This is a genomic window from Microbacterium sp. NRRL B-14842, assembly GCF_050470785.1.
Genome location: NZ_JBFLUM010000001.1, coordinates 1,897,640 through 1,921,528, shown reverse-complemented (window position 1 = coordinate 1,921,528; position 23,889 = coordinate 1,897,640). Strand labels below are relative to the sequence as shown.

Annotated in this window: 19 protein-coding genes and 1 tRNA gene; 14 read left to right on the top strand and 6 right to left on the bottom strand. The window is 71.3% G+C overall.

Going from position 1 to position 23,889, the window contains the following annotated elements; translation table 11 throughout:
- Nucleotides 1-54: 54 nt before the first annotated feature.
- The 3 genes from AB1285_RS09535 to AB1285_RS09525 all read left to right on the top strand — a co-directional run bounded on the left by AB1285_RS09535 (nt 55) and on the right by AB1285_RS09525 (nt 5,303).
- Entirely contained in the window at nt 55-1,146 is a 1,092-nt protein-coding gene (locus tag AB1285_RS09535) for a YlbL family protein (protein WP_280569061.1), read from the top strand.
- 73 nt (nt 1,147-1,219) lie between these two features.
- A complete protein-coding gene (locus AB1285_RS09530) occupies nt 1,220-4,123 on the top strand; it encodes a UPF0182 family protein (protein ID WP_187663674.1) in 2,904 nt (967 codons plus the stop codon).
- A gap of 337 nt (nt 4,124-4,460) precedes the next feature.
- On the top strand, nt 4,461-5,303 hold the full coding sequence (locus AB1285_RS09525; RefSeq protein ID WP_259953142.1) for a universal stress protein: 843 nt from the start codon (nt 4,461-4,463) through the stop codon (nt 5,301-5,303).
- Nucleotides 5,304-5,325: 22 nt separating this feature from the next.
- Here the strand turns inward: AB1285_RS09525 and AB1285_RS09520 are convergent, their stop codons facing one another.
- Both AB1285_RS09520 and AB1285_RS09515 read right to left on the bottom strand, forming a co-directional pair.
- Nucleotides 5,326-6,201, bottom strand: a complete 876-nt coding sequence (locus AB1285_RS09520; protein ID WP_370428714.1) for an aminoglycoside phosphotransferase family protein — start codon at nt 6,199-6,201, stop codon at nt 5,326-5,328.
- Between the two features lie 87 nt (nt 6,202-6,288).
- A tRNA-Met gene (locus AB1285_RS09515) sits at nt 6,289-6,362 on the bottom strand.
- Nucleotides 6,363-6,440: 78 nt separating this feature from the next.
- Here AB1285_RS09515 and AB1285_RS09510 point away from each other — a divergent pair.
- On the top strand, nt 6,441-7,250 hold the full coding sequence (locus tag AB1285_RS09510; RefSeq protein ID WP_366236494.1) for a carbon-nitrogen hydrolase family protein: 810 nt from the start codon (nt 6,441-6,443) through the stop codon (nt 7,248-7,250).
- A gap of 10 nt (nt 7,251-7,260) precedes the next feature.
- Here the strand turns inward: AB1285_RS09510 and AB1285_RS09505 are convergent, their stop codons facing one another.
- Nucleotides 7,261-8,463, bottom strand: coding sequence for an aminotransferase class I/II-fold pyridoxal phosphate-dependent enzyme (locus AB1285_RS09505; protein WP_370428715.1), 1,203 nt, complete (start codon nt 8,461-8,463; stop codon nt 7,261-7,263).
- 95 nt (nt 8,464-8,558) lie between these two features.
- Here AB1285_RS09505 and AB1285_RS09500 point away from each other — a divergent pair, with 95 nt between their 5' ends.
- From AB1285_RS09500 to AB1285_RS09490, 3 genes are read left to right on the top strand one after another with little or no spacing between them, the layout of a single operon-like run.
- The gene (locus AB1285_RS09500; protein ID WP_259953155.1) at nt 8,559-10,130 is read left to right on the top strand and encodes a S1C family serine protease; all 1,572 of its coding nucleotides are present in this window, start codon (nt 8,559-8,561) and stop codon (nt 10,128-10,130) included.
- A 45-nt stretch (nt 10,131-10,175) separates the two neighbouring features.
- The gene (locus AB1285_RS09495) at nt 10,176-11,429 is read left to right on the top strand and encodes a CDP-glycerol glycerophosphotransferase family protein (protein ID WP_370428716.1); all 1,254 of its coding nucleotides are present in this window, start codon (nt 10,176-10,178) and stop codon (nt 11,427-11,429) included.
- Entirely contained in the window at nt 11,426-12,862 is a 1,437-nt protein-coding gene (locus tag AB1285_RS09490; protein WP_370428717.1) for a CDP-glycerol glycerophosphotransferase family protein, read from the top strand. Before AB1285_RS09495 ends, AB1285_RS09490 begins: the two co-directional genes overlap by 4 nt.
- Nucleotides 12,863-12,872: 10 nt before the next feature.
- Here the strand turns inward: AB1285_RS09490 and AB1285_RS09485 are convergent, their stop codons facing one another.
- A complete protein-coding gene (locus AB1285_RS09485; RefSeq protein ID WP_280569657.1) occupies nt 12,873-13,898 on the bottom strand; it encodes a glycosyltransferase in 1,026 nt (341 codons plus the stop codon).
- A gap of 146 nt (nt 13,899-14,044) precedes the next feature.
- Between AB1285_RS09485 and AB1285_RS09480 the strand changes: the two genes are divergently transcribed.
- The 6 genes from AB1285_RS09480 to AB1285_RS09455 all read left to right on the top strand — a co-directional run bounded on the left by AB1285_RS09480 (nt 14,045) and on the right by AB1285_RS09455 (nt 19,964).
- Complete coding sequence (locus tag AB1285_RS09480) at nt 14,045-15,328, top strand: CDP-glycerol glycerophosphotransferase family protein (RefSeq protein WP_370428718.1); 1,284 nt, start codon at nt 14,045-14,047, stop codon at nt 15,326-15,328.
- Nucleotides 15,325-16,095, top strand: a complete 771-nt coding sequence (locus AB1285_RS09475) for a biotin--[acetyl-CoA-carboxylase] ligase (RefSeq protein ID WP_370428719.1) — start codon at nt 15,325-15,327, stop codon at nt 16,093-16,095. The genes AB1285_RS09480 and AB1285_RS09475 overlap by 4 nt, the downstream gene beginning before the upstream one ends.
- 94 nt (nt 16,096-16,189) lie before the next feature.
- Nucleotides 16,190-16,702, top strand: coding sequence for a PH domain-containing protein (locus AB1285_RS09470; RefSeq protein ID WP_259953269.1), 513 nt, complete (start codon nt 16,190-16,192; stop codon nt 16,700-16,702).
- A gap of 94 nt (nt 16,703-16,796) precedes the next feature.
- Nucleotides 16,797-17,921: a 5-(carboxyamino)imidazole ribonucleotide synthase gene (locus tag AB1285_RS09465; RefSeq protein WP_259953161.1), complete on the top strand. Its 1,125-nt coding sequence runs from the start codon at nt 16,797-16,799 to the stop codon at nt 17,919-17,921.
- Nucleotides 17,922-18,045: 124 nt separating this feature from the next.
- Entirely contained in the window at nt 18,046-18,513 is a 468-nt protein-coding gene (gene purE, locus AB1285_RS09460; RefSeq protein ID WP_259953271.1) for a 5-(carboxyamino)imidazole ribonucleotide mutase, read from the top strand.
- Nucleotides 18,510-19,964, top strand: a complete 1,455-nt coding sequence (locus tag AB1285_RS09455; protein ID WP_370428720.1) for an LCP family protein — start codon at nt 18,510-18,512, stop codon at nt 19,962-19,964. Before purE ends, AB1285_RS09455 begins: the two co-directional genes overlap by 4 nt.
- 176 nt (nt 19,965-20,140) lie before the next feature.
- On the opposite strand, the gene AB1285_RS09450 is transcribed toward AB1285_RS09455, so the two are convergent.
- Nucleotides 20,141-20,707 (bottom strand): hypothetical protein, encoded by a 567-nt coding sequence (locus AB1285_RS09450; RefSeq protein ID WP_187663685.1) that lies wholly within the window; start codon nt 20,705-20,707, stop codon nt 20,141-20,143.
- A gap of 142 nt (nt 20,708-20,849) precedes the next feature.
- A complete protein-coding gene (locus AB1285_RS09445; protein WP_187663686.1) occupies nt 20,850-22,613 on the bottom strand; it encodes a DUF4012 domain-containing protein in 1,764 nt (587 codons plus the stop codon).
- Nucleotides 22,614-22,735: 122 nt separating this feature from the next.
- Between AB1285_RS09445 and AB1285_RS09440 the strand changes: the two genes are divergently transcribed.
- Complete coding sequence (locus AB1285_RS09440) at nt 22,736-23,809, top strand: glycosyltransferase (RefSeq protein WP_370428721.1); 1,074 nt, start codon at nt 22,736-22,738, stop codon at nt 23,807-23,809.
- Nucleotides 23,810-23,889: the final 80 nt, after the last annotated feature.

The window sequence follows — 23,889 nt, the reverse complement described above, 5'->3', positions numbered from 1 at the left end:
GTCCCCGAAGCGGGCAGATCGCTGTACGCCGCTCGCGAACGACGGAGGATTGCTGTGGAACGACCGCGTGCAGGGAAGCTCGGACTCGGGGTCTGGGCGCTGGTGGTCGCGCTCGCCGCGCTCGCCGTCCTCACCTTCCTGCCCTCGCCGTACGTGATCCAGCGTCCGGGCCCGGTGTACGACACCCTCGGTACCGCGAAGAACGCGGACGGCGAGCAGGTCCCGCTCATCAGCGTGGAGGGGACCGAGACGTACGAGACGGGCGGCACGCTCGACCTGACGACCGTCCAGGTCGTCGGCAACAGGGAGCGCACGCCGAGCTGGTTCGAGCTCGCGCTCGCCTGGACGGACGCCTCGCGCGCCGTCGTGCCGCTGGACGCGGTGTTCCCCGAGGGCGTCACGACCGAGCAGCGCGACGAGCGGAACGCGATGCTCATGGTCGACTCACAGCACGAGGCGACGGCCGCTGCGCTGAACGAGCTCGGCTACGACACCGGAGCCGAGGTCGTGGTGGTCGACGCGGTCGAGGGCTCTCCTGCCGACGGCCTGCTCGAGGCGGACGACGTGATCACGGCGATCGACGGCACGCCCGTGACCTCGGCGACCGCGCTGCGCGAGGCCATCCAGGAGGCGGGCGGGGATCCGGTCGCGCTCACGGTGCGCCGCGACGGCGCGGAGCAGACGGTCGAGATCACGCCGGAGGAGCAGACCCAGGACGGCACGACGACGTGGCTGATCGGCATCACGCTGCGCACCGATTACGACTTCGAGGTCGACGTCACGATCCAGCTCGACAACGTCGGCGGCCCCAGCGCGGGCATGATGTTCGCCCTCGGGATCATCGACACCCTGACCCCGGGCGAGCTGAACGGCGGCAAGGAGGTCGCGGGCACCGGGACGATCGACGCCGAGGGGACCGTCGGACCGATCGGCGGCATCCGCCAGAAGCTCTACGGCGCCCGTGACGCCGGCGCGGACTACTTCCTCGCACCGGAGGCGAACTGCGACGAGGTCGTGGGGCATGTGCCGGACGGCCTGCAGGTCATCCGCACCGCGACCCTCGACGAATCCCTCGCGGCGCTCGAGGTCATCGCGGAGGACGGCGACGTCGACGCGCTGCCGACCTGCGACGTTCCCGCCACCTGAGCCCGCGCGGTCGTGACCCCGCCGTGACCGGTGTGACAGCCCGCCCACAGCGAGCGGTGCCTAGGATGGAGGGGTGACCTCGACCCCAGCCCAGCCCCCGGCCACGCCTCGAACCTCCCGACGCATCCTCGGCATCTCCCTGGTGATCATCGCCGCGCTCATCGCGGCGTTCTTCGTCTTCGCGTCGCTCTACACCGAATTCCTCTGGTTCGACCAGGTCGGGTTCACCGGCGTGCTCACCACGCAGTGGATCGCGACGGCGGTGATGTTCGTCATCGGCTTCCTCGGCATGGCGGTTCCGCTGTTCGTCGTCATCCAGCTCGCCTACCGGCTCCGTCCGGTCTACGTGCGGCTGAGCTCCCAGCTCGACCGCTACCAGGAGGTCATCGAGCCGCTGCGCCGCCTCGCGATGTGGGGCATGCCGATCTTCTTCGGCCTCTTCGCGGGATTCGCGGCGGCCGGCAACTGGAAGACCGTGTGGCTGTGGGCCAACGGCGTCGCCACCGGTGAGGTCGACCCGCAGTTCGGCGTCGACACCGGTTTCTACATGTTCGCGATGCCGTTCTACTCGATCCTCCTCGCGTTCGTCTCGGCGGTCCTGCTGCTGAGCCTTCTCGTCACCGCGCTCGTGTCCTACCTCTACGGCTCCGTGCGCATCGGCCAGGGCGAGCTGCGCATCTCGAAGCCGGCCCGCATCCAGCTCGCGGTCATCGCAGGGCTGTACCTGCTCGTGCAGGCGGCGAGCCTGTGGCTGGACCGCTACAAGACCCTCGTCGAACCGGACGACCGGATCACCGGTGCCGCCTACACGGGCGCCAACGCGACCATCCCCGGCCTCGGCATCCTCGCGATCATCGCCGCCGTCGTCGCCATCCTGTTCTTCATCACGGCCGTCATCGGCCGCTGGCGCTTCCCCCTCGCGGCGACCGCGCTGCTGATCGTGGCCTCGCTGGTCATCGGCATCGGCTACCCGTGGGTGGTCACGACCTTCCAGGTGAAGCCGAACCAGAACGCCTATCAGGCCGAGTACTACCAGCGGAACATCGACGGCACGAAGGAGGCCTACGGCGTCGCCGACCTGGAGACCACGGCCTTCGAGGCTGAGACGGACGCCGAGGCCGGTCAGCTCCGCGCGGACGCGGAGACCACGGCGTCGATCCGCATCATGGACCCGAAGGTCATCCCGCCGACGGTCCGCCAGCTCGAGCAGTACCGCGGCTACTACCAGTTCCAGACGACCATGGACGTCGACCGCTACGAGATCGACGGCGTGAAGCAGGACACGGTCGTCTCCGTCCGTGACCTCGACATGTCGGGTCTGGGCGACGGTGACAACTGGAACAACCGCGTCGCGGTCTACACGCACGGCTATGGTCTCGTCGCCGCGGCCGGAAACCAGCGCACGACGGACGGCGAGCCCGTCTTCCTCGAGCGCGGCATCCCGACCTCGGGCTTCCTGTCCGAGCAGGGCGACTTCGAGCCGCGGGTCTACTTCGGCGAGAATTCCCCGGAGTACTCCATCGTGGGCGCCCCCGAGGGGGCCGACCCGGTCGAGATCGACTACCCGCGGGGCAAGGACGGTTCGAGCGAGACGAAGACCACGTTCTCCGGGAACGGCGGACCGAAGATCGGCGACAGCTTCACCAAGCTGCTCTACGCGCTGAAGTTCCAGTCGGAGCAGATCCTCTTCTCCAACCTCGTCAACGACGACTCGCAGATCCTCTACGACCGCGACCCGAAGACCCGCGTGCAGAAGGTCGCGCCGTACCTCGAGCTCGACAGCGACCCGTACCCGAGCGTCGTGGACGGCCGCATCGTCTGGATCGTGGACGGGTACACGACCAGCTCGACGTACCCGTACTCGACGAGCGTGAGCCTGTCCGACGCGATCGCCGACTCGAACGTGCCGACGCCGTCGCTCGCGATCGACGACATCAACTACATCCGCAACTCGGTCAAGGCCACGGTCGATGCCTACGACGGCTCGGTCACGCTGTACGCCTGGGACGAGGAGGACCCGGTCCTGAAGACCTGGCAGAAGGTCTACCCGTCGACCCTCAAGCCGATCAGCGAGATGTCCGGGGAGCTCATGAGCCACGTCCGGTACCCGACCGACCTGTTCAAGGTGCAGCGCGACATCCTCGGCATCTACCACGTCGACAAGGCCGGCTCGTTCGCCCAGCAGGACAACCGCTGGCAGACGCCGAACGACCCGCGCAGCGACGCGATGCTGCAGCCGCCGTACTACCTGACCATGCAGATGCCAGGGCAGGAGGAACCGCGGTTCTCGATGTTCTCGACGTTCATCCCCGCCTCCCAGGGCGCGGGCGGCAGCCGCGACGTGTTGATGGGCTACCTGGCCGTCGACTCGGATGCGGGCGCCGAGAAGGGCGTCAAGGCCGAAGGTTACGGGCAGCTGCGCATGCTGGAGATCGACACCGACACCACGGTGCCCGGTCCCGGCCAGGTGCAGAACACCTACAACTCGGATACGGCCGTGGTGCCGCAGCTCAACCTGCTCCAGCAGGGGGAGTCCGAGGTCATCTACGGCAACCTGCTGACTCTGCCCGTCGGTGGCGGTCTGCTCTACGTCCAGCCGGTCTACGTGCAGTCGTCCGAGGGGACGCAGTTGCCGCGTCTGCAGAAGGTGCTCGTCGCCTTCGGTGACCGGGTGGCCTTCGAGAACACCCTCACCGAGGCGCTGGACACGCTGTTCGGCGGCGACTCCGGCGCGACCGGTGGCGATGACGAGGTCGAACCCACCGACCCGGAGGCGACCGATCCCGACACGGGGGAGACGCCGACCACGCCGACGCCGACGGATGAGCAGGCCGACGCCCTGGCGAAGGCGCAGCAGGCGCTCCTCGACCGCCAGGCGGCCCTCACCGAGGGTGACCTGGAGAAGTTCGGCGAGGCGGACAAGCGGCTCACCGCGGCCGTCGAGAAGCTCCTGGAGCTGGAGGCCGCTGCAGAGTAATCTCGCCACGCACACGAAAGGGCACCCCCACGGGGTGCCCTTTCGCATTCCCCGTCGCTCCCGCGTCTCTGACGCGCGTCCGCCGCATCAGGCGCTCGCGCCGTTTCAGGCGACATCCTGCAGGCGTGCCTGCTGTCGCGCGGGTGCCTGCGTGCGCGCGTGGCGCGCCGGGACAGGCGTTCTCGCGGCAGCAGGCGGGCGCGCGAGGTCAGGCGCCCTCCTGATAGGAAGCCTGATCTGGCGCGAGTGCCTGAGCCGGCGGAGGGTTTTGTCCGGGACGAACCGTCGCGCGAGGAGGGGCTGGCATGGGAGGGTGGAGGCGAACAGGGAGGTCGCCGTGGCTGAGCGCATCGTTGTAGGAGTGGTGGACACGTCGGCGGGACGACGAGCACTGGAGTGGGCCGCACATCGCGCACGGTCGCGGAAGGCCACTCTGCTCCTCGCGAGCGTCGTCGGCGGAGCGGTCGGTGCCGTCGGGGAGGGCCCTGTGGTGGACGCGGCGATCGCGGCCGCGCGGAGTCTGCTGGAGGAGCACGCGGAGACGCTGAAGGCCCAGGGCCTGGACGTCGACATCGTCGTGCTCCGCGGCGACCCGGTCCGCCAGCTCGTCTCGACCACCGCGGGCGCGAACCTCCTGGTGATCGGAAGCGACTTCCGACCCGATGACGCGGACAGCCCGCGGCGCGGGGCGCACGGGCTGCGCATCGTCGCCGACTCGTCCTGCCCCGTCGTGGTGATCCCGGATATCGAGGCGGGAGACCGCCGCGGTGTCGTCGTCGGAGTGGACGGGTCGCCGATCTCGGAAGCCGCCGTCGCCTTCGCCGCTGCCGAAGCCGACCGCCTCGGCGAGCCCCTCATCGCGGTGACGGTATGGACGCCCGTGCCCCTTCCGCGCGGAGCGAGGTCGTACCCCGAGCAGTACCTCTCCTCCATGCAGGAGCTGGCCGAAGAGACTCTCGCCGTCGCTCTCGCCGGGCTGCGCCAGACGTATCCGGATCTCGAGCTGCAGCCCCGGGTCGAGCGCGGGTACCCGTCCGAGGTCATCAACCGGGCGGCCGCCGCCGCGAGCCTCGCCGTGGTGGGCTCACACGGGCGGGGGGCCGTCGCCCGGTTCCTGCTCGGGTCGATCAGCCACGAGGTCCTCGCGGCGCTCGTCGCGCCCACCGCCGTCGTCCGCTGACCGGCGGGACGGCATCCGCGGCCTAGAGCGGGCTGGTCAGCACCTCGTGAAGCACGCGTCGGCTGTCGTCTCCGCCCGGTCCTGACCCGCCCGAGAGGGTCACCAGCGCTTTCCAGAGCGCCCAGCCGCGAGCCCGTCGCCACGTCGCGTCGTCGAGTCCGACAGCGTCGCGGAACGCGTCACGCGCGTCCCCCTCGAAGTACGTCCACGCCATGACGAGGTCGCAGGCAGGATCGCCGACGCCGCAGGTGCCGAAATCGATGATCGCCGACAGGCTGCCGTCGCTGATGAGGAGGTTCCCGACGGCGACATCGCCGTGGAACCAGACGGGCGAGGACTCCCAGACGCTGCTCGTCGCCGCGAGCCAGACGCTCCGGCAGTTCTCCGTGTCCACGGTGTCGTCCAGCCGCTGCAGCGCGGCGTGGACGTCATCGCTGTAGACGCTCGGATGCGAACCGCGCAAGAACGAGTGCCGGCCGGCGGCCTGCCCCGCGTGCACGGGAAGAGACCTCAGGACGCGGAGGAGGCCCCCGAGATCGACGGCGAGGCGGACACGATCGAGCCCCGCGACGCGGTCGACCGTGTCGCCGTCGAGCCACCGGCGGATGGACCACGGAAACGGATAGCCGCGGCCGGGTTCGCCGAGCGCAACGACGGAGGGAACGGCGACCGGGAGCCGTCCGGCGAGGAACTCGAGCGCTCTGCTCTCCTTCTGCACGGCCGTCGCGTAGGAATCGGCAACGGGAAGGCGAACCGACAGATCCTCACCCAGGCGGAAAGTCCTGTTGTCCCACCCCTGACGCGCCACGGCGCGGACGGGCAGGTGCGCCCAGCGGGGGAACTGCTCTTCGACGAGCTCAGCTACCACGGCTGCATCGATGTCGACTGGTCGGCTCACCCCTCGATACTCCCAGAGGTCGGCTCCCGCAACATGCGAAAGGCCCTCTGGCCTGGGATTTCTCCCGGCCAGAGGGCCTTCCATTTGTTGCGGGGACAGGATTTGAACCTGCGACCTCCGGGTTATGAGCCCGGCGAGCTACCGAACTGCTCCACCCCGCGGCACAAGAGATAACTTATCACGGATCTGGAGAGGCGTCGAATCGAGCGCGGCAGCGACGGGTGCGAGAGGATGGCGTCATGCCTGAGAACGCCGCCGTCCCCGTCGCCGTGTGCCAGTTCGCTCCCACCGATTCGCGCGAGGCCAACAGGGAGCGGATCGCCGAGCTCGCGACGGACGCCGCCCGACTGGGGGCGAAGCTCATCGTGTTCCCGGAGTACTCGAGCTTCTTCGTCGATCCGATGGACGAACGCCTCGCGGCGAATGCGGAGGGTCTCGACGGTGAGTTCGTGACCGGACTGATCGGCCTGGCCGCGGAACTCGCCGTCGTCATCGTCGCGGGCGTCACCGAGAGGGCCTCGGACGAGGGGCGCGTGCGCAACACGGTCGTCGCCGTGCGCGGCGACGGCATCCTCGCGGTCTACCGCAAGCAGCACCTGTACGACGCGTTCGGGCAGAGCGAGTCGGACTGGGTGGAGCCGGGGGAGATCGGCGAGCCCGCGGTCTTCGAACTCGGAGGTCTGCGCTTCGGGCTGATGACCTGTTACGACCTGCGGTTCCCCGAGCTGTCGCGGCGCCTCGCGGTCGCCGGTGCCGACGCGCTCGTGGCGCCGGCGGAATGGGTGCGCGGGCCGCTCAAGGAGCACCATTGGACCACGCTGCTCGCCGCGCGGGCCATCGAGAACACGGTGTTCGTCATCGCCGCCGACCACCCGGCGCCGATCGGTGTGGGGCACTCGCGCATCGTGGACCCGCAGGGCGTCGTCCGCGCGGGGGTCGGGCCCGAGCCGGGGGTGGCACTCGGAGTCGTCGACGGAGCGGCGATCACCAGGGTCCGGGAGACGAACCCCTCGCTGCGTGCACGGCGTTACGACGTGGTCCCGCGCTGACCGACCCGCTTCAGGCGCGCAGACCGGAGAGACGGGCGGCCGCCTCCTCCAGGACATCGGCGCGTTTGCACGCCGCGAAGCGGACGAGGCCCGCGTACGCCGGGCGTCGCGCGGGGGACACGAAGGCGGTGAGGGGGATCGCCACGACCCCGGCCCGTTCCGGAAGCGCGCGGCAGAAGGCCGCCGCATTGGCGCCGCCGAGAGCCGTCGCGTCGGCCACCGTGAAGTAGCCGCCCTGTGGGGCATGGACGGTGAAGCCGGCCGCGCGCAGACCGTCGCCGAGGATCGCGTGCTTGCGGGCGAGCAGGGAGGCGGCATCGGCGAAGAACGCATCGTCGAGGCGCAGGCCCACGGCCACGGCGGGCTGGAAAGGCGCGCCGTTGACGTAGGTGAGGTACTGCTTCACCGTCAGCACGGCCGTGATGAGCGCGGCGGGGCCGTGCACCCAGCCGATCTTCCACCCCGTGGTCGAGAAGGTCTTCCCGGCCGAGGAGATGGTCAGCGTCCGCTCCGCAGCGCCGGGCAGCGTGGCGATGGGCACGTGCGGGCCGCGGAAGGTGAGGTGCTCGTAGACCTCGTCGGTGACGATCACGGCATCGTGCTTCTCGGCCAGACGCACGACCTCCCGGCGGACCTCCTCGTCGAAGACCGCTCCCGTGGGGTTGTGCGGGTCGTTGACGAGGATGATCCGCGTCCGATCCGTGACCGCCTCCGCGAGCTGCTGCAGGTCGGGCTGGAAGTCCGGCGCCCGCAGCGGCACGGTCCGGAGCCGAGCGCCCGCGAGCGCGACCGCGGCGGCGTACGAGTCGTAGTAGGGCTCGAAGACGACGACCTCGTCCTCCGGCCCGTCGATGAGCGCGAGCAGGGTCGCCGTCAGCGCCTCGGTCGCCCCGGCCGTCACGATGACCTCGGTACCCGGGTCGACGGCGAGCCCGTAGAACCGCTGCTGATGCTCGGCGATCGCCTGCAGGAGATCGGGGGAGCCGCGCCCCGGCGGGTACTGGTTGACGCCCTCGGCGATCGCGGCGCGTGCGGCGGCGAGGACCACCTCCGGGCCGTCCTCGTCCGGGAAGCCCTGCCCCAGATTGATGGAGCCGGTTCTGACCGCCGCGGCGGACATCTCTGCGAAGATGGTGGGCGCGACGGTACCGTCCGCGTCGAGCAGACCGGCACCGGCCGCCGTGCGACGCCATGCGCCGGGGATGACACTCATGAAGAACAGGCTAAGGCCATAGCTGAAACTCAAGCTCGGCATAAGGAACGCACAGGGATGCGGGGCATCCTGGAGGAGCGTTGAAGGAGCACACCATGAACCAGGACAACCCGCAGGACCGCCCGGCACCGGCGTCGGACGACGCCGTGTCGGCCGGACACACCCCCCAGACCCCTCAGACCCCCGAGGCCGCGCCGAGCGCGCCGTCTCCGGCCGCCGACGGCACCCTCACGGGCACCCCGGCCGCTTCCGCCCCGGTCGCCCCGCAGGGCCACCACATGCCGCCGACGTTCGCGTCGCACGCCGCCGGTGCCCCGACCGTGGCACCCGTGCCGCACGGGCTGGCCGCGCCCGGTCCCGCCGCGGCGGGCGTCCCCGGCGCCGCATTCGGCGTCCCGGCGCACGACACCCGGCCGCTCGACGGCACGGTGCCGCCGGCCGAGGGCACCCCGACCGCGACGAAGGAGAAGTCGCGCGGCGGCACCCGCGTCGCGGCGTTCATCGTCGCAGCCGCCCTCGTCGGCGGCGTCGCCGGCTTCGGCGGAGGCGCGTTGCTCACCGGGCTGCAGGACTCCCCGTCCTCCGGCACGGCGCAGGGACCGCAGACCGTCACGGTCAACAACCCCGGCTCGGTCAACGAGACCACCGCGGTCGCGACCGAGGCGCTTCCCTCCGTCGTCACCATCGAGGTGGCCGGGTCGCAGGAGGCCGGCAGCGGCTCCGGCGTCATCATCAGCAAGGACGGCTACGTCCTCACCAACACCCACGTCGTGACCCTCGGCGGCGCGGCGGCTGATCCGACGATCCGCGTCACGACCTCCGACGGCCGCATCTACGAGGCGACCGTGGTCGGCACCGACCCGATCTACGACCTCGCGGTGATCAAGCTCACGGACGCCGAGGGCCTGACTCCGATCGAGTTCGCCGACTCGTCGAAGCTCAACGTCGGCGATACCGCCGTGGCGCTCGGCGCCCCGCTGGGCCTGGCCAACTCGGTCACCACCGGCATCGTGAGCGCGCTGAACCGCAGCATCCAGATCGCCTCCTCCGCGCTGCCCGACTCCTCTTCCGAGGACGCCCCGCAGGAGCAGGCACCGGAGGACGGCCAGGGCGAGGGGCCCTTCCAGTTCGATCTGCCCGGCAACAGCGGGCAGCAGGCCACCGAGTCGATCTCGATCGCCGTGATCCAGACCGACGCGGCGATCAACCACGGCAATTCCGGCGGTGCCCTCGTCAACAGCAAGGGCGAGCTGATCGGCATCAACGTCGCGATCGCGAGCTCGGGCAACTCGGAGGAGTCGGGTTCGATCGGCATCGGCTTCGCGATCCCGTCCAATATCGCCCAGCGCGTCGCTGATGAGATCATCGCCGATGGCGCGGCCACGCACGGCCTCCTGGGCGCCTCGGTCCGCGATGCCTCCGGCGTCGAGGGCGCGACGGTGGCCGGCGCCTACATCGCCGAGGTCACCGACGGGGGCGCCGCCGAGGCCGCCGGTCTCCAGGCCGGTGACGTCGTGACGCGTTTCAACGGCGTCCCGATCACGAGCGCGACCGATCTCACGGCGCAGGTGCGCGCAGCGGCCGCCGACAGCAAGGCCGACGTGACCTACGTCCGCGACGGCAAGGAGAGCGACATCGAGGTGACGCTCGGCACGCTCGCCGGCTGATCCCCACGTCAGAGAAGGACGCCACCTGCGCGATAGGCTCGCCGGGTGGCGTCCTTCTCTTTCGGCACCGGCAACGCGGCCAAGCTGCTCCGGATCCCGCTGTACGCCCTCGGCCGTCTCGGCACCCTTCTCGTGCCGCGCGGTCCGCGCTGGGTCTTCGGATGCGGCGCCGGCGTCGGGGACGGCGCCCTCGCCCTGCAGCGGTACGCAGCGGAGGCGGGCCATGACACCCTGTGGCTGGCCGGGTCCCCGCGCGAAGCGGCGGACGCCGCGGCCCTCGGTCTGCGGAGCGTGCCACGGGGCGGTCTGCGCGGCTGGTGGGCGACCGCGCGCGCCGGGGTGCTGATCGTGACCCACGGCCTCGGCGACGTGAACCGCTACGGCAACGGCGGCGCGTTCGTGGTGCAGCTCTGGCACGGCATCCCGCTCAAACGCATCGGCCTCGACTCTCCCGCCACGACCCAGGTGCCGGCCGTGCCCGGTGCACCGGTCCTGCGTCGGCTCGTCGGCTGGATGTACCGGGGTGCCGCGCAGCGCATCCGGGTCCTCCCTGCCGCCTCGCACCGCGCCAGAGCACGCCTCGAGTCCGCGTTCGGGCTGGGCGATGATCGCGTGGTGGTGACCGGGGAGCCGCGCGTCGACGTGCTCTCGAGCGGTTCGCCCGAGGAACGCCGCGCCCGTGCACGGGGGCTGCTCGCCGAGGCCGTGGGCGCGATCGGCGACACCGACCGGGTCGTCCTCTACGCGCCGACCTGGCGCGACGGCGCTCCCGACCCCTCCGTCCCGACGGCCGAGGAATGGGTGCGGATCATCCGGGTGCTCGAAGACCACGACGCCGTTCTCCTCGTGCGCTCCCACCCCCTCGGCGACGGCAGCTACGCGCCGCCGGTGCCGACGACGCGGGTGCGGGCGCTGCCCAGCACGGTCGTCAGCGATGTGACGCCGGTGCTGCCCGCCGTCGACATCCTCATCACGGACTACTCGTCGCTCGCGTACGACGTGGGGCTCCTCGCCCTGCCGGTCGTCTTCCTCGCACCGGATGTCGCCGAGTACGCCCGCACCCGCGGCTTCTACGGCCGCTTCGAGGAGGTCGCCGCGTCCGGCGTCGCCACGGGGTGGGAAGACGCCCTCGTCCGGCTGGCGTCGCTGCTCGGCGATGCGGCCGCGTTCGACGAGGCCGCCGAGCGTTCCGCTACGCTCAGCGCGGAGATGCACGCGTTCCGTGACGGTCAGAACACTCGTCGGGTATACCGGGCGATCCGTGCGCGGGGGGTCCCCGCGCCGAAGGGAGCAGCATGACGACGGCCCGCATCGATGACACGGCACAGGCGCTGGTCATCGCAGGGACCGGGCAGCGTCCGGAGAGCGCCGAGCTCACCGGACCGCGGGCGCGGGTGAAGGCCCGCCTCACCGGTGGGGGGAAGACCTGGAAGGCGACGTTCGCGCTCCGCGCGTCGCGATGGGGCGGTCCGGAGCTGCCTCTGCCGTCCGGGGAGTACGACCTGCGGATCGACGGCGTCGATCTGGCCGAGCTGCGTCTCGCGCCGGTGCTCCTCCCGGGGGTGCGGATCGCCGTCGACGGTGCCGTCGTCCACATCGCGGCGCCCGTGGACCCCGTGTACGACACCGCCGAGGGGCGTTCCACGCTCGAGGAGCGCTACGTGGCGCAGGCAGGCGGCACCGAGAACGCCGTGTTCTTCGAGAGCTTCTACGGCCGGAGCGTCGGCTGCAACCCGCGCGCCATCGATCGGGAGCTCGCACGGCGCGCGCCGGGAGTGCGCCGGTATTGGAGCGTCGCCGACCTGTCGGTCGAGGTGCCGGACGGAGCGATCGCCGTGATCGAGGGCAGCCCGGAATGGTGGCACGCCCGCGGGGCCGCGCGCCTGCTCGTCGTGAACGACTGGCTGCGACGGCGCTTCGCGCGGAAGCCCGGGCAGAAGGTGGTGCAGACCTGGCACGGCACGCCCCTCAAGCGCCTGGCGCTGCACCGCCCCGGGTTCGATCCCCGGCGGATGGCGGCGGTGGTCAAGGAGTCCCGGCGGTGGGACGTGCTGCTCGCGCAGAACACGTACGCCGCGCGGATCCTGCGCAAGGCTTATGCGTTCTTCGGGCGGCCGATCTGGGTCGACGGCTATCCGCGCAACGATGCGCTGCGTACCGGGGACCCGGTCGCCGTTCGCGCGGCGCTCGGCATCGGGGCCGACGAGCGCGTCCTCCTCTACGCCCCGACCTGGCGCGACGACCGGGCGGAGATGGTCGACTTCGTCGATCCCGAACTCCTCGCGCGGCAGACGAACGCCGTCGTGCTGGTGCGCGGCCACTCGCGCACGCTGGGCGAGGGCAGGGATCGCGCCGGCGCCCGGGTGATCGATGTGACGGGCTACCCCGAGACGTCGCAGCTCCTGCTCGCCGCCGACGCCCTCGTCACGGACTACTCCTCCGTCATGTTCGACTTCTCGGTGACCGGCAAGCCGATGTACTTCCTCGTGCCCGACCTCGACCACTACCGCGGTCAGCTCCGCGGCTTCTACTTCGATCTGGCGGAGCGGGCGCCGGGGCCCTTGCTCGGTACGCAGGACGAACTCGTGGCCGCGCTGGAGGATGCGGGGCACCGGGAGAGGTACGCCGAGCGCTATGCCGCCTGGCAGCGGCAGTTCAACACCCTCGACGACGGTCGGGCCGCGCAGCGGGTGGTCGACCGGATCCTCGACCTCGGATTCGTCACGCCGTAGTCGTCGGACGTCAGGGCAGGGGGGTGTTCCGCGTGCCGAGCCGGGACGCGTCCACCGTGTCGCCGGCTCCGCGCAGCACGCCGCCGAGGAAGCCGAGACCCCACGAGAGGTGCATCGTGGGCAGCACGAGGAGCGTCCACAGGCGTTGCCGCACGCCGCCCCCGCCGGGAGCGAGGGCCACGCCGACCACGAGCAGCACGTAGAGCGCGAGCGGGACGTAGACCAGGCACGAGGCGATGAGGGAGGCGGTTCCCGACACCGCACCGGACAGCTGCAAGGCCCCGAGGACCACGGCGAGTGCGACGAACAGCAGCAGGACCGGCGGCGCGAAGTAGCGAAGACCGTTGCGACGACCGAAGCGCCGCACCAGCTCCCCTCGCCAGGCGCCGGTCGCGCGGAACTGCCTGGCCAGGCGCGGCCAGCTCTCGCGGGGCCAGTAGGTCACCGACAGCTCGGGGTCGAACCACACGCGGTGCCCGGCCTGGCGGATGCGCAGGTTCAGCTCCCAGTCCTCGCCGCGGCGGATCGTCTCGTCGAACAGACCGACCTCGTCGAGGACGTCCCGACGGATCACGCCGAGGTAGGCGGACTCCGCCTCTCCTTCGACGCGGCCGCCGTGATACGCCCCGCCGCCGAGGCCGACGGGGGAGTTGTACAGCCGGGCGACGGCCTTCTGGAAGGGCGTCCGGCCCTCGGCGTGCATGACGCCGCCGACGTTGGCGGCCCCCGTGCGCTGCAGGGTCTGCAGGGCCCTGGCCGCGTAGCCGGGAGCGAGCTCGGAGTGGGCATCGACCCGGATGACCGTGGGGTAACGGCTGGCCCGGATCGCGGCGTTGAGGCCGACCGGGATGTGCGCGGCCGGGTTGTCCACGAGACGGATCCGGTCGTCGGCCGCGGCCAGTCGGCGGGCGAGGGCGGTGGTGCCGTCCGATGACGGTCCCAGCGCGAGGATGAGCTCGGCGGGGACGCCGACCTCCTGGGCGAGCACCGACGCGACGGCGTGCTCCAGGTAGGCGCGTTCGTTGAGCACCGGCATCACGAAGGACACCCCGGTGACGGGGGTGGGGGATCCGTTGGCTGGCACACGTCGATCATGTCACGCCGCTCCTGCCGCTCTCTCTCAGGCGGCGTCCGCCTGTCCGCCGCCGCGGATGCCGGGACAGGACGAACTATCCTGGAGGGATGGGTGCACTGTCTGACGCGAAGAAGGCCTACCGTCTCCTGCAGCGGGCGCTCGCTTCGCGCTCGGCGGTGCAGCGCGTCCGCCGCCGGCTGGCGGATCAGGTGCTGTACCCGGCCGAGCACTTCCAGGTCGCGGTGTACTTCGCGGACGGCGCCGTGAACATGTACCAGATGCGGCAGTGGTACCGCCCGCTGGCCGCGCTCGCCGAGCGGTGGCCCGTCGTGGTGCTGGCACGCCAGGCGACCGGCGCGGAGAAGCTCCTCGAGGAGGACGGCCCGCCCGTCGCCTTCGTGCCGAAGGTGCGCGATCTCGAGCGCTTCCTGGCCACGCAGGACATCCGCGTGGTGCTGTACGTGAACCAGAACACCCGCAACTTCCAGATGTTCCGGTACGGCCGCCGGTGGCACGTGTTCATCAACCACGGCGAGTCCGACAAGATGTACATGACCACGAATCAGTACAAGGCCTACGACTACGCCTTCGTCGCCGGTCAGGCGGCGAGGGACCGGCTGTCGCGGACGCTGTGGGACTACGACGTGGAGAGCCGGACGATCGAGATCGGACGCCCCCAGGCGGACCACTACTCCGGCTCGCTCCCGTACACACCGGACGACCGTCTCGTCGTGCTGTACGCGCCGACCTGGGAGGGAGACCGGCCCAGCGCGCACTACGGCTCCATCGCCTCGCACGGCGAGCGCCTCGTGGCGCGACTCCTCGCGACGGGGGAGCACCGCGTCATCTACCGTCCGCACCCGCGAAGCGGTGTCGTAGACGAGGCCTACGGGGCGGCGCACCGGCGCATCATCGCGGCCATCGCCGCCGCGAACGCGGCCGATCCGACCGCCCAGCACGTGTACGACGACGGTCCGGAGCTCGGATGGCAGCTGGCCGCCGCCGACGTCGCCGTCGTGGACATCTCGGCCATGGTGTACGACCGCCTCGCGGCGGGAAAGCCGCTCATGATCACGCGACCGGTCGACGAGGAGGCCGCCGTCGACACCACCGGCTACCTCTCGGACTGCGAGTGGCTGTCCGCGGAGGCGGCGGACGACATCGTCGCCGAGGTGGAGCGCGTGCGGCAGGACGAGGCGGCCGTCGCGCGGCTGCAGATGTGGGTGCGCCACTACTTCGGCGACACCACCCCCGGTGTCGCGACGCAGAAGTTCCGCGCGGCCGTCGACCGTCTCATGGGGGAGTGGGAGCGGTGGCGCGATCGCGAGATCGGCGCCGTCCGCGGTGACGCGGACGATGACGACGACGAAGCCGACGACGAGGACGTATGAGCGGCGACCTCCCGCGCTCCGCCGCGCTCGCACCGCGTCTCGAGGTGGTCGACGCGGCGGGGTCGACGAACGCCGACCTCCGTGGGCATGCGGACGACGCCCACGGCTGGCCGCACCTCTCGGTCCTCCTGACCCGGCACCAGACCGCCGGACGGGGGCGACTGGATCGCCGGTGGGTGGCCCCGGCGGGGTCGGCGCTCGCGGTGAGCGTCCTCCTCCGCGATCTGCCCGCCGAACCCGCGGCGCGAGGCTGGATCCCGCTCGCCGCCGGAGCGGCCATGACCGAGGCCGTCGCCGCGCAGCTGCCCGCCGCCACCGTCGCCCTCAAGTGGCCGAACGACGTCCTCGTCGACGGCCGCAAGATCTGCGGCATCCTCGCCGAGGCGACCCCGCACGCTGTCATCGTCGGCGCGGGGGTCAACACGTCCATGACCGCGACGCAGCTTCCGGTGCCCACGGCCACCTCGTTCGCGGTGCACGGCGTGGTCGTCGACGAGGACGAGCTGCTCCGCTCCTACCTCTCGGCGCTCGACGGTCACCTGACCGCGCTCACCGCGGCGGACGACGCGATCGCGAGCGGTCTCCATGCGGCGGTCGCCGCACGGTGCGCGACGGTGGGACAGGCCGTGCGGGTCTCGCTCCCCGGCGGCTCCCTGCTCGACGGCACGGCCGTCGGCATCGACGCCGAGGGACGCCTGCGCGTCGAGGCGGAGGGCACCGTGCACGCGGTCTCGGCCGGCGACGTCGTGCACGTCCGCCCCGCGTGAGGCGGGGACACGCCGCCGCACGGACGGTGTTGTCGGCGATCCCGGGCACAATGGGGGTGTGACCCAGCCCGTGACGCTCGGCGGACGCCCGCTGATGCCGCCGCCCGGCACTCCCGCCGAGGAGTTGCTGATCGCGCGCTTCCGTGGCCACGCGCGTCGGCTCTTCTGGTCGGCGCTCGTGCTCATCGCCGTCTTCGGGGCCACCGCCTACTTCTACGGCAACCTGCCGGCCGGCTTCGAGGACTGGATGCTGCTCGCGGCTGCCGGGACCGTCGTCCTCGTCGCCGTCGTGATCCCCTTCATCGTCTGGTACTCCCGGACGACGACGATCACGACCCGTCGCGTCATCGCCGCCCAGGGCCTGGGCGCGCGCAACCGCCGCGAGATGTCGCACGCACGCGGTTACACGATCGGCGTCCGTCGCGGCCCGCTGCAGCGGATGTGGGGCTGCGGGACCATCACGCTCTCGAACGGCGTGGACGCGCCTCTGCGTCTGGTGAACGTGCCGAACGTCACCCTCGTGCACGAGACCCTCGCCGACCAGATCGAGGTCGGTCAGATCCTGGCCCACCGCGACGCCCAGGCGAGCGGCGACGACTTCGCCTGAGCTCGGCCGACGTGCCCGGTCCGTCCGGGGCGTACCTGCGTTCCCCGGGCGCTCGCGCGTGCGGAAGAATGGGCATGACGAATGGAGGCGGCACATGGCGCTGCGCGTGGGCGTGATCGGCGGAGGACAGCTGGCACGGATGATGATCGCTCCGGCGGTCGAGCTCGGTCTCGATCTGCGGGTGCTCGCCGAAGAGGAGGGTATGGCCGCGGGCCTCGCCGCCACAGCGGTGGGTGACTACCGGGACCTCGAGACCGTGCGTGCCTTCGCCGCCGACGTCGACGTCATCACGTTCGACCACGAGCATGTGCCGCAGGACGTGCTCCGCGCTCTCGTCGCCGAGGGCGTCGCCGTGCACCCCGGCCCGGATGCGCTCCAGTTCGCCCAGGACAAGCTCGTCATGCGCTCCCGGCTGGCGGAGCTCGGCGTGCCGCAGCCCGAGTGGGCTCCGGTCCGCTCCGCTGACGACCTGCAGCGCTTCCTCGACGAGCACGACGGTGCCGCGGTGGTCAAGACGCCGCGGGGCGGGTACGACGGCAAGGGTGTGCGGGTGGTGCGCTCGGGCGCCGAAGCGCAGGACTGGCTCGATGCGCTGCAGGGCTCTGACGCCCTGCTCGTCGAGGAGCTCGTCCCCTTCGTCCGCGAGCTCGCCCAGCAGGTCGCACGCCGACCCGGGGGAGAGATGATCCCGTATCCGGTCGTCGAGACGGTGCAGCGCGACGGCGTCTGCGCCGAGGTGATCGCCCCGGCGCCCGCGGCGACCGAGCGTCTCGCCGAGGTCGCTGAGGACATCGGCCGTCGTATCGCGGAGGGCCTGGGCGTGACCGGGATGCTCGCGGTCGAGCTCTTCGAGACGGACGACGAGCGCATCCTCGTGAACGAGCTCGCCATGCGACCGCACAACAGCGGACATTGGAGCCAGGACGGAGCCGTCACCGGACAGTTCGAGCAGCATCTGCGTGCCGTGGCGGATCTGCCCCTGGGGAACACCCAGCCCCGCGCGGCCTGGTCGGTCATGGTGAACATCCTCGGCGGCCCGACGGACGGCACTCTCGGAGACCGTTTCGAGGCGGCGATGACCGCGCACCCCGATGCCAAGATCCACACGTACGGCAAGGCGCCGCGGCCCGGCCGCAAGGTGGGGCACGTGAACGTCGCCGGGGACGACCTCGACGACGCGGTGTACGAGGCCAGGGCCGCCGCAGCGGCCTTCGCCTGAGGATTCCCGCGGCGGCACACGGAAAAGACGTGTGCCGCTCGGGGGTTCTCCCAGCGCGAGACCGTAGCCTGATCTGGTGACCGAGCCACTGCACTCCTCCGCCGCTCCTCTGGTCGGCGTCGTCATGGGATCCGACTCCGACTGGCGCGTCATGAGCGACGCGTCCCAAGCGCTCACCGACTTCGGGGTCCCTCACGAGGTCGAGGTGGTCTCGGCCCACCGTACGCCGGACAAGCTCATGTCGTACGCGCGTGAGGCGCGGTCTCGTGGCCTGCGCGTCATCATCGCGGGCGCCGGCGGTGCCGCCCACCTGCCCGGCATGCTCGCGTCGATGACGGCGCTCCCGGTCATCGGCGTCCCCGTGCCGCTCGCGTACCTGGACGGCATGGACTCCCTGCTGTCGATCGTGCAGATGCCCGCGGGTATCCCGGTCGCGACGGTGTCGATCGGCGGCGCGCGCAACGCCGGCCTGCTCGCGGCCCGGATCCTCGCTGCCGCGGACGACGATCTGGCGGACCGCGTCGAGGCCTACGCCGCCGACCTCGAGGCGCAGGTCGAGGAGAAGAACGATCGGCTGAAGGGCTCGCTGTGACCCTTGCGCCCCCGCGCGCGACACGACGTCCGCTCATCGAGACGCGGCCGCTGCGACACCCGGACCCGGCCGATCCGGGCCTCATGTCGAAGCGCGCCTGGTGGCTCGTCGGGCTCAACCTCCTCATCCCGGGCTCCGCGCAGGTGCTCGCGGGCAATCGCCGCCTGGGCAGGTTCGGACTCGGCGTCACGCTGACGACGTGGGTCCTGGCCGTCGTCGCCCTCGCCCTCGCCCTGTTCGCGCGCCCCGTCTTCCTCTGGCTCACGATCGGCGGTGGCTTCGTGTCGGCGGTGCTGCTCACCCTCGTGCAGGTGCTGCTCGTGGGTGTCGTGGTGCTCTGGATCGTCCTCACCTTCGACACGCTCCGGCTCGTCCGTCTGGTCAAGGTCCCCGCGCCGTCGCGCTTCGTCCTCCCGGTCGTCGCCCTCCTCCTGTTGGGGCTGGTCGGCGGCATGACCGGGTACGCGGCCACGGCGGTGGGCTCGGTGCGGGGCAGCGTCGGGGCCATCTTCGGGCAGAGTGGGCCGAGCCTGCCACCCAGCGACGGCTACTACAACATCCTGCTGCTCGGCGCGGACAGTGGAGACGGTCGCGACTCGATGCGGTTCGACAGCATCTCCGTCGTCTCCGTCAATGCCGAGACCGGCGCGGTCACCATCACCGGCATCCCCCGTGAGCTCCCGCATGCGCCGTTCAGCGACGGCAGCCCGATGCAGGAGCTGTATCCCGACGGCTTCCAGGGACAGGGCTCGTCCACCTGCGGCTGGAACGGCTGGATGAACCATGTGCGCAACGCCGCGGAGGTGTGCCGGGAGGACAAGGGGACCGGGCTCTATCCGGACGCGGACGCCACGGGCTCGGCACCGGGCATCGAGGCGACCAAGGACGCCGCGGAGGGCGTGCTCGGCATCGAGATCCCGTACTACGTGTTCGTCGACATGCACGGCTTCGCCGACCTCGTGGACGCCCTCGGCGGCGTGGACATCACCGTCACCGAGCGCCTCCCCAAGGGCGGTCCGCCCGAGGGGTGGTCCGGGACCGACGTGAACGAGTGGGCGATCGGGTGGATCGAGCCCGGGCAGCAGCACATGGATGGCGACACCGCGCAGTGGTACGCCCGCTCGCGGTACACGACCAGCGACTGGGACCGCATGAAGCGGCAGCGCGAGCTGCAGGAGGCGATCCTCGCCCAGTTCACGCCGCAGACCGTGCTCACGCGTTTCAACGAGGTGGCTGCCGCGGGCACGGCGCTCATCGACACGGATCTTCCGCAGGGCAAGCTGCCGGAGTTCTTCGATCTCATGCTCAAGGCCAAGGAGCAGCCGGTCCAGACGGTCGAACTGACGCCGGAGAACGGTGTCGACGAGTTCGACCCGAACTACGACTTCATCCACGAGCTCATGCAGCAGAAACTGCATCCGCCGACGGACACCCCCACCCCCGCCCCGTGAGTCCGCGGGGGACGACGCAGCCCACGGGCGATGTTCCCGGGAACATCGCCCGTGGGCCGTCCGGTGCATGACCGGATTCGCCAGACGACGGTGATCGGAGGGGGAGGGATCACCGTCGTCCAGCCGGCCACCGCACAAGGCGGCGACCTGGCTCAGGCGCGCGTGCGGCGCGCGACTCAGGCGCGCTTGCGGCGCGCGGCTCCGACGGCGACGAGGCCACCACCGGCGACCAGAGCGACTGCGGCGCCGCCGACGATCCACGGCGACACCGATCCGCCGGTGAGGGCGAGCTCCGTGCCGCCCGTGAGCGGCAGCTCGGTCCCGGCGGGAGCAGCGGTGCCGGGGTCGTGGTCGCAGCTGGAAGCGGCGGCGTTCCCGTGCGAGACCGTCACCGTGGCGGTGTATGCCCGAGAACCGGCGAAGTCGAGGGCGTAGGCCCCCTGCCCGTCGGAGGGCGGGCGGAACGTGACCCTCAGGCTGCCGTCGGACGCGGCGGTGTTGCCCGAGATGGCGGCGGCGCCGGCGTTCTGTCCCGAGACGGACACTCCGACGGTCTCCGAGGGCTCGAAGTACCCGGCGCCGAAGGCGACGGTCGAGACCTCACAGGTGTCGATGATCGCGTCGCCCACCTTCGCGCCCGGAGGCGAGGGGTAGGAGTCGCTCGGTGCCGCAGAGGCGACGGTCGGCGCGGCCAAGATGAGCGCGCCAGCGGTAAGGCTGATGGCAGCCAGTTTCTTCAGCATGATTTCTCCCCAGAATTTCACGCGGAATCGCCTCCGGACACACCCCTGCGTCCGACTGCGCGAGATCCTCTGCCCCCACGGCAGGTTCACGGACCCCGGTTATTCCCCAGTGAGATGACAGTACCTCATCCGTCGGCGATTGTCACGAGCCGCACTGCAGGGTGTCGCGGGTCAGCTTCGGACCCACGATCAGCGGGGTGTGCTCGACCTCGGTGAGACGTGCTCCGGCGCCGTCGCCCTGGAACTCCACGGTGATCGTCGTGGAGGCGCCGGGGGCGAGGAGCACCTCGTGCTGCACGACGGAGCGATCGCCGATGGTCGTCGTCTGCACGCCCTCTTCCGAGCCGTCCCGGTCGATGTGCGACGGCAGGGCGCCTTCCGGACCGTAGACGGCGATCAGAGTGCGCACGCTGCCGGCCGGCACGCCGTACACGCCGTCGCCGGTGACGTACGGGGGCAGGGAGGTGGCGGCGTCGGCGGGGGCCGTGTTCGACCACGTGACGCGCACCTGGGTCGTCGGCACCCCTGCGCAGGTGCCCACCGCCGTCGCGATGGACGCGCGGGTGTAATAGTCCATCTTCCCGCCGGTGCCGTCGTTCATCAGGACGCCGACCACCGCGGCGTCCTCGTCATCCTGCGGCATGGCGCCGCCGAGCGCGCTGGCGGCGAGGAGCGACTCCTCCGCCTCATGCGCGCTCCAGATCCGGATGCGGCCTTCGCCGGCGGCGTCGGCGAGCGCGCGGACGAGGGCCTGCGGCTCGGCATGGGACAGAGCAGCCGAGAACAGTCCGCCGGCGGCCTGAGCGAAGATCGCGTCCTGAGCCGCGGGATCGGGGATCGCTGCGTAGATCTCGGAGAGGAGCAGGTCGGTCACGGTCTCCGCGGTCGCCGTGAACGGCCCGAAGGACAGGTCTCCGGTGGCCCGCATGAGGTGCGCGGCCACCACGGCGTCCACCGCGATCACCCCGTCGACCTTTCCCCCGTACCGCCCTTCCCACCGGGCGGCGATGGTCTGCCCGGCCTCCCGGAAATCGGGGATGCTGGTGATGTTCTGCAGATAGCGGCCGGGGCGGTCCTCGAAGAGCGCGACGGTGCTGTCGCTGAGCGGGAGCGCCGTGTCCAGCGGGGGGAAGTCGCGCGTCGACGCCTGCCGCTGCAGCGTGACCTTGCCGTTCTCCGCGCGCAGGAGCGCGATCGATCCGATGATGCCGCCCGACGACCGCAGCTCGGCGTTGTTCTGCATCGCGAGCACGTAGGTGCGCGGGCCCTCACCGCCGAGCATGGTCGGCAGCAGGACCGAGGCGCCGTGCAGCGCCCCGACCGCCGTCGCGGCCTGGGTGACGGCCCCGCGCATCTCCCGGACGGCGTCGGCCAGAGGGGGGAGGGTGGCGTCGGCATCGATGCGCCGCGCCCGCTCCTCCGCGGCAGCCAAGGCCGAGCTCGCGGTGCCGAGTGGCTTCTCGACGGTCGCGAAGGGGGCGAGGTCGATCGCCCCGCCCGAGAAGCCGAGGCTCGTGATGTCGACGTCGGCGGCGACGTCGAGCAGCGGACCGAGCGCGTCCGTGGAGACGTCGTCGGCGATCTCGGCGACATCGCTCACCGCGCGGAAGTTGGGCCCGATCCAGGGCAGCACCCCGAAGGCCTGCCAGACCGGGTCCCCGGTCAGCGACCGGGCCGACTCCGCGTTGCGGGAGATGCGGTCGGCGATCGGGGCCGCCCCGTCGAGATCTCCGTCGGCGATGGACTGCTTGAGCTGACTGGTCGCCTTCGCGATCTGCTGCAGGTTGTCGACCGCGCCGATGCCGCGCACCGTGACCCAGCCCAGTGCGAGGACGAGGAGCACGAGGACGAGGCCGACGGTCCACCCGACCCATCGGCGGCGGACGGGAAGGCGACCATCGCTCACCCTGGCATTCAAGCACGGCGAAGCTGCCGGGCGCGCTCCCGATGCTGTGGGAACGCTGAGTAGCGGTGCGGACAGGTGATGCGCTCCCGGGGTCGTCGGCATCCCGCGGCTAGCCTGATCGCATGGGTGCTCGACTGCGTGTTGTTCTGGATCAGCTCGTGCACGTCGTCGACCCCGATCAGGCGGCGGCATCGCGAGATCTCGCCGCCGGGCTCGTCCAGACGGCGCCGCCGAACTGCACGGTCGATGCGATCGTGCCCTCGGGGGCAGAGGTGCCGCTCCGCGGGATCGGAGAAGTGCGCACGCTCGCGGTCGGACGGCGCGAGCTCGCCGCGTCCTGGCAACTCGGTATCGCCCCTGGCGTCGGCGGCGGCCTCATCCACGCGCCGACGCTACTCGCCCCACTGGTCCGCCACGACCGGGTGCACGACAACGATCAGACCACCGTCACGCTGTGGGACCTGCGGGCCTGGGAGGCGCCGTCTCAGCTGTCGCGCGGCGCCGTCGCCTGGCAACGAGGCATGCTCCGACGTGCCGTGAAACACGCAGATGCCGTGGTCGTTCCGTCCCACTCCATGGCGGAGCGCCTGTCCGGTCTCGCGAAGCTCGGTGACCGCATCCGCGTGATCGCCGGCGCGCCACCTCAGGACCTCCGGCGTCCCGCGGACGTCGCCTCGCGTCGGGACGACCTCGGTGTCCCCGCGGACTACCTCGTCCTCTCCGGGCCGGAGGACGCGCTGGCCGCCGGTTTCCGCGGCGCCGTCGCGGCGAACCTCGACGCCGTGGTGATCGGAGCGGCCGAGGGGGCGGAACCGCGAATCGCCGAGATCGCCGCCGCCGCCGGGCTGCCCGAGCGGCGCGCGCACATCCGGGGGACGCTCGAGGTCTCGGATCGCGCCGCCGTCGTCGCCGGGGCGCGCGTCTTCGTGTCGACCGATGCCGTCTCCGGATGGCCGTGGCGTGCCGTGGAGGCGATGTCGCTCGGCGTCCCCGTGGTCGCCGTGGAGTCCGGGTGTCATCACGACGTCCTCGCCGACGGGGGAGCGGTGGTCAGCGAGAGTGCTCTGCCGGAGGCCGTGGAGGACGCGGCGACGACAAGGAGGGAGCGCCTGCGCGTGCTCGCCGCCGACCGGTCGCGGGCGTTCTCCTGGGCGAGTTCGGCGGAGCGCGTGTGGAGTCTGCACGCGGACCTCTGATCACCTGAACGCCAGCTTCGCATCGGCGCGACACGCCGAGAGCTGATCGCATTTCTGTGGCAACAGTGGCATCATCCCGC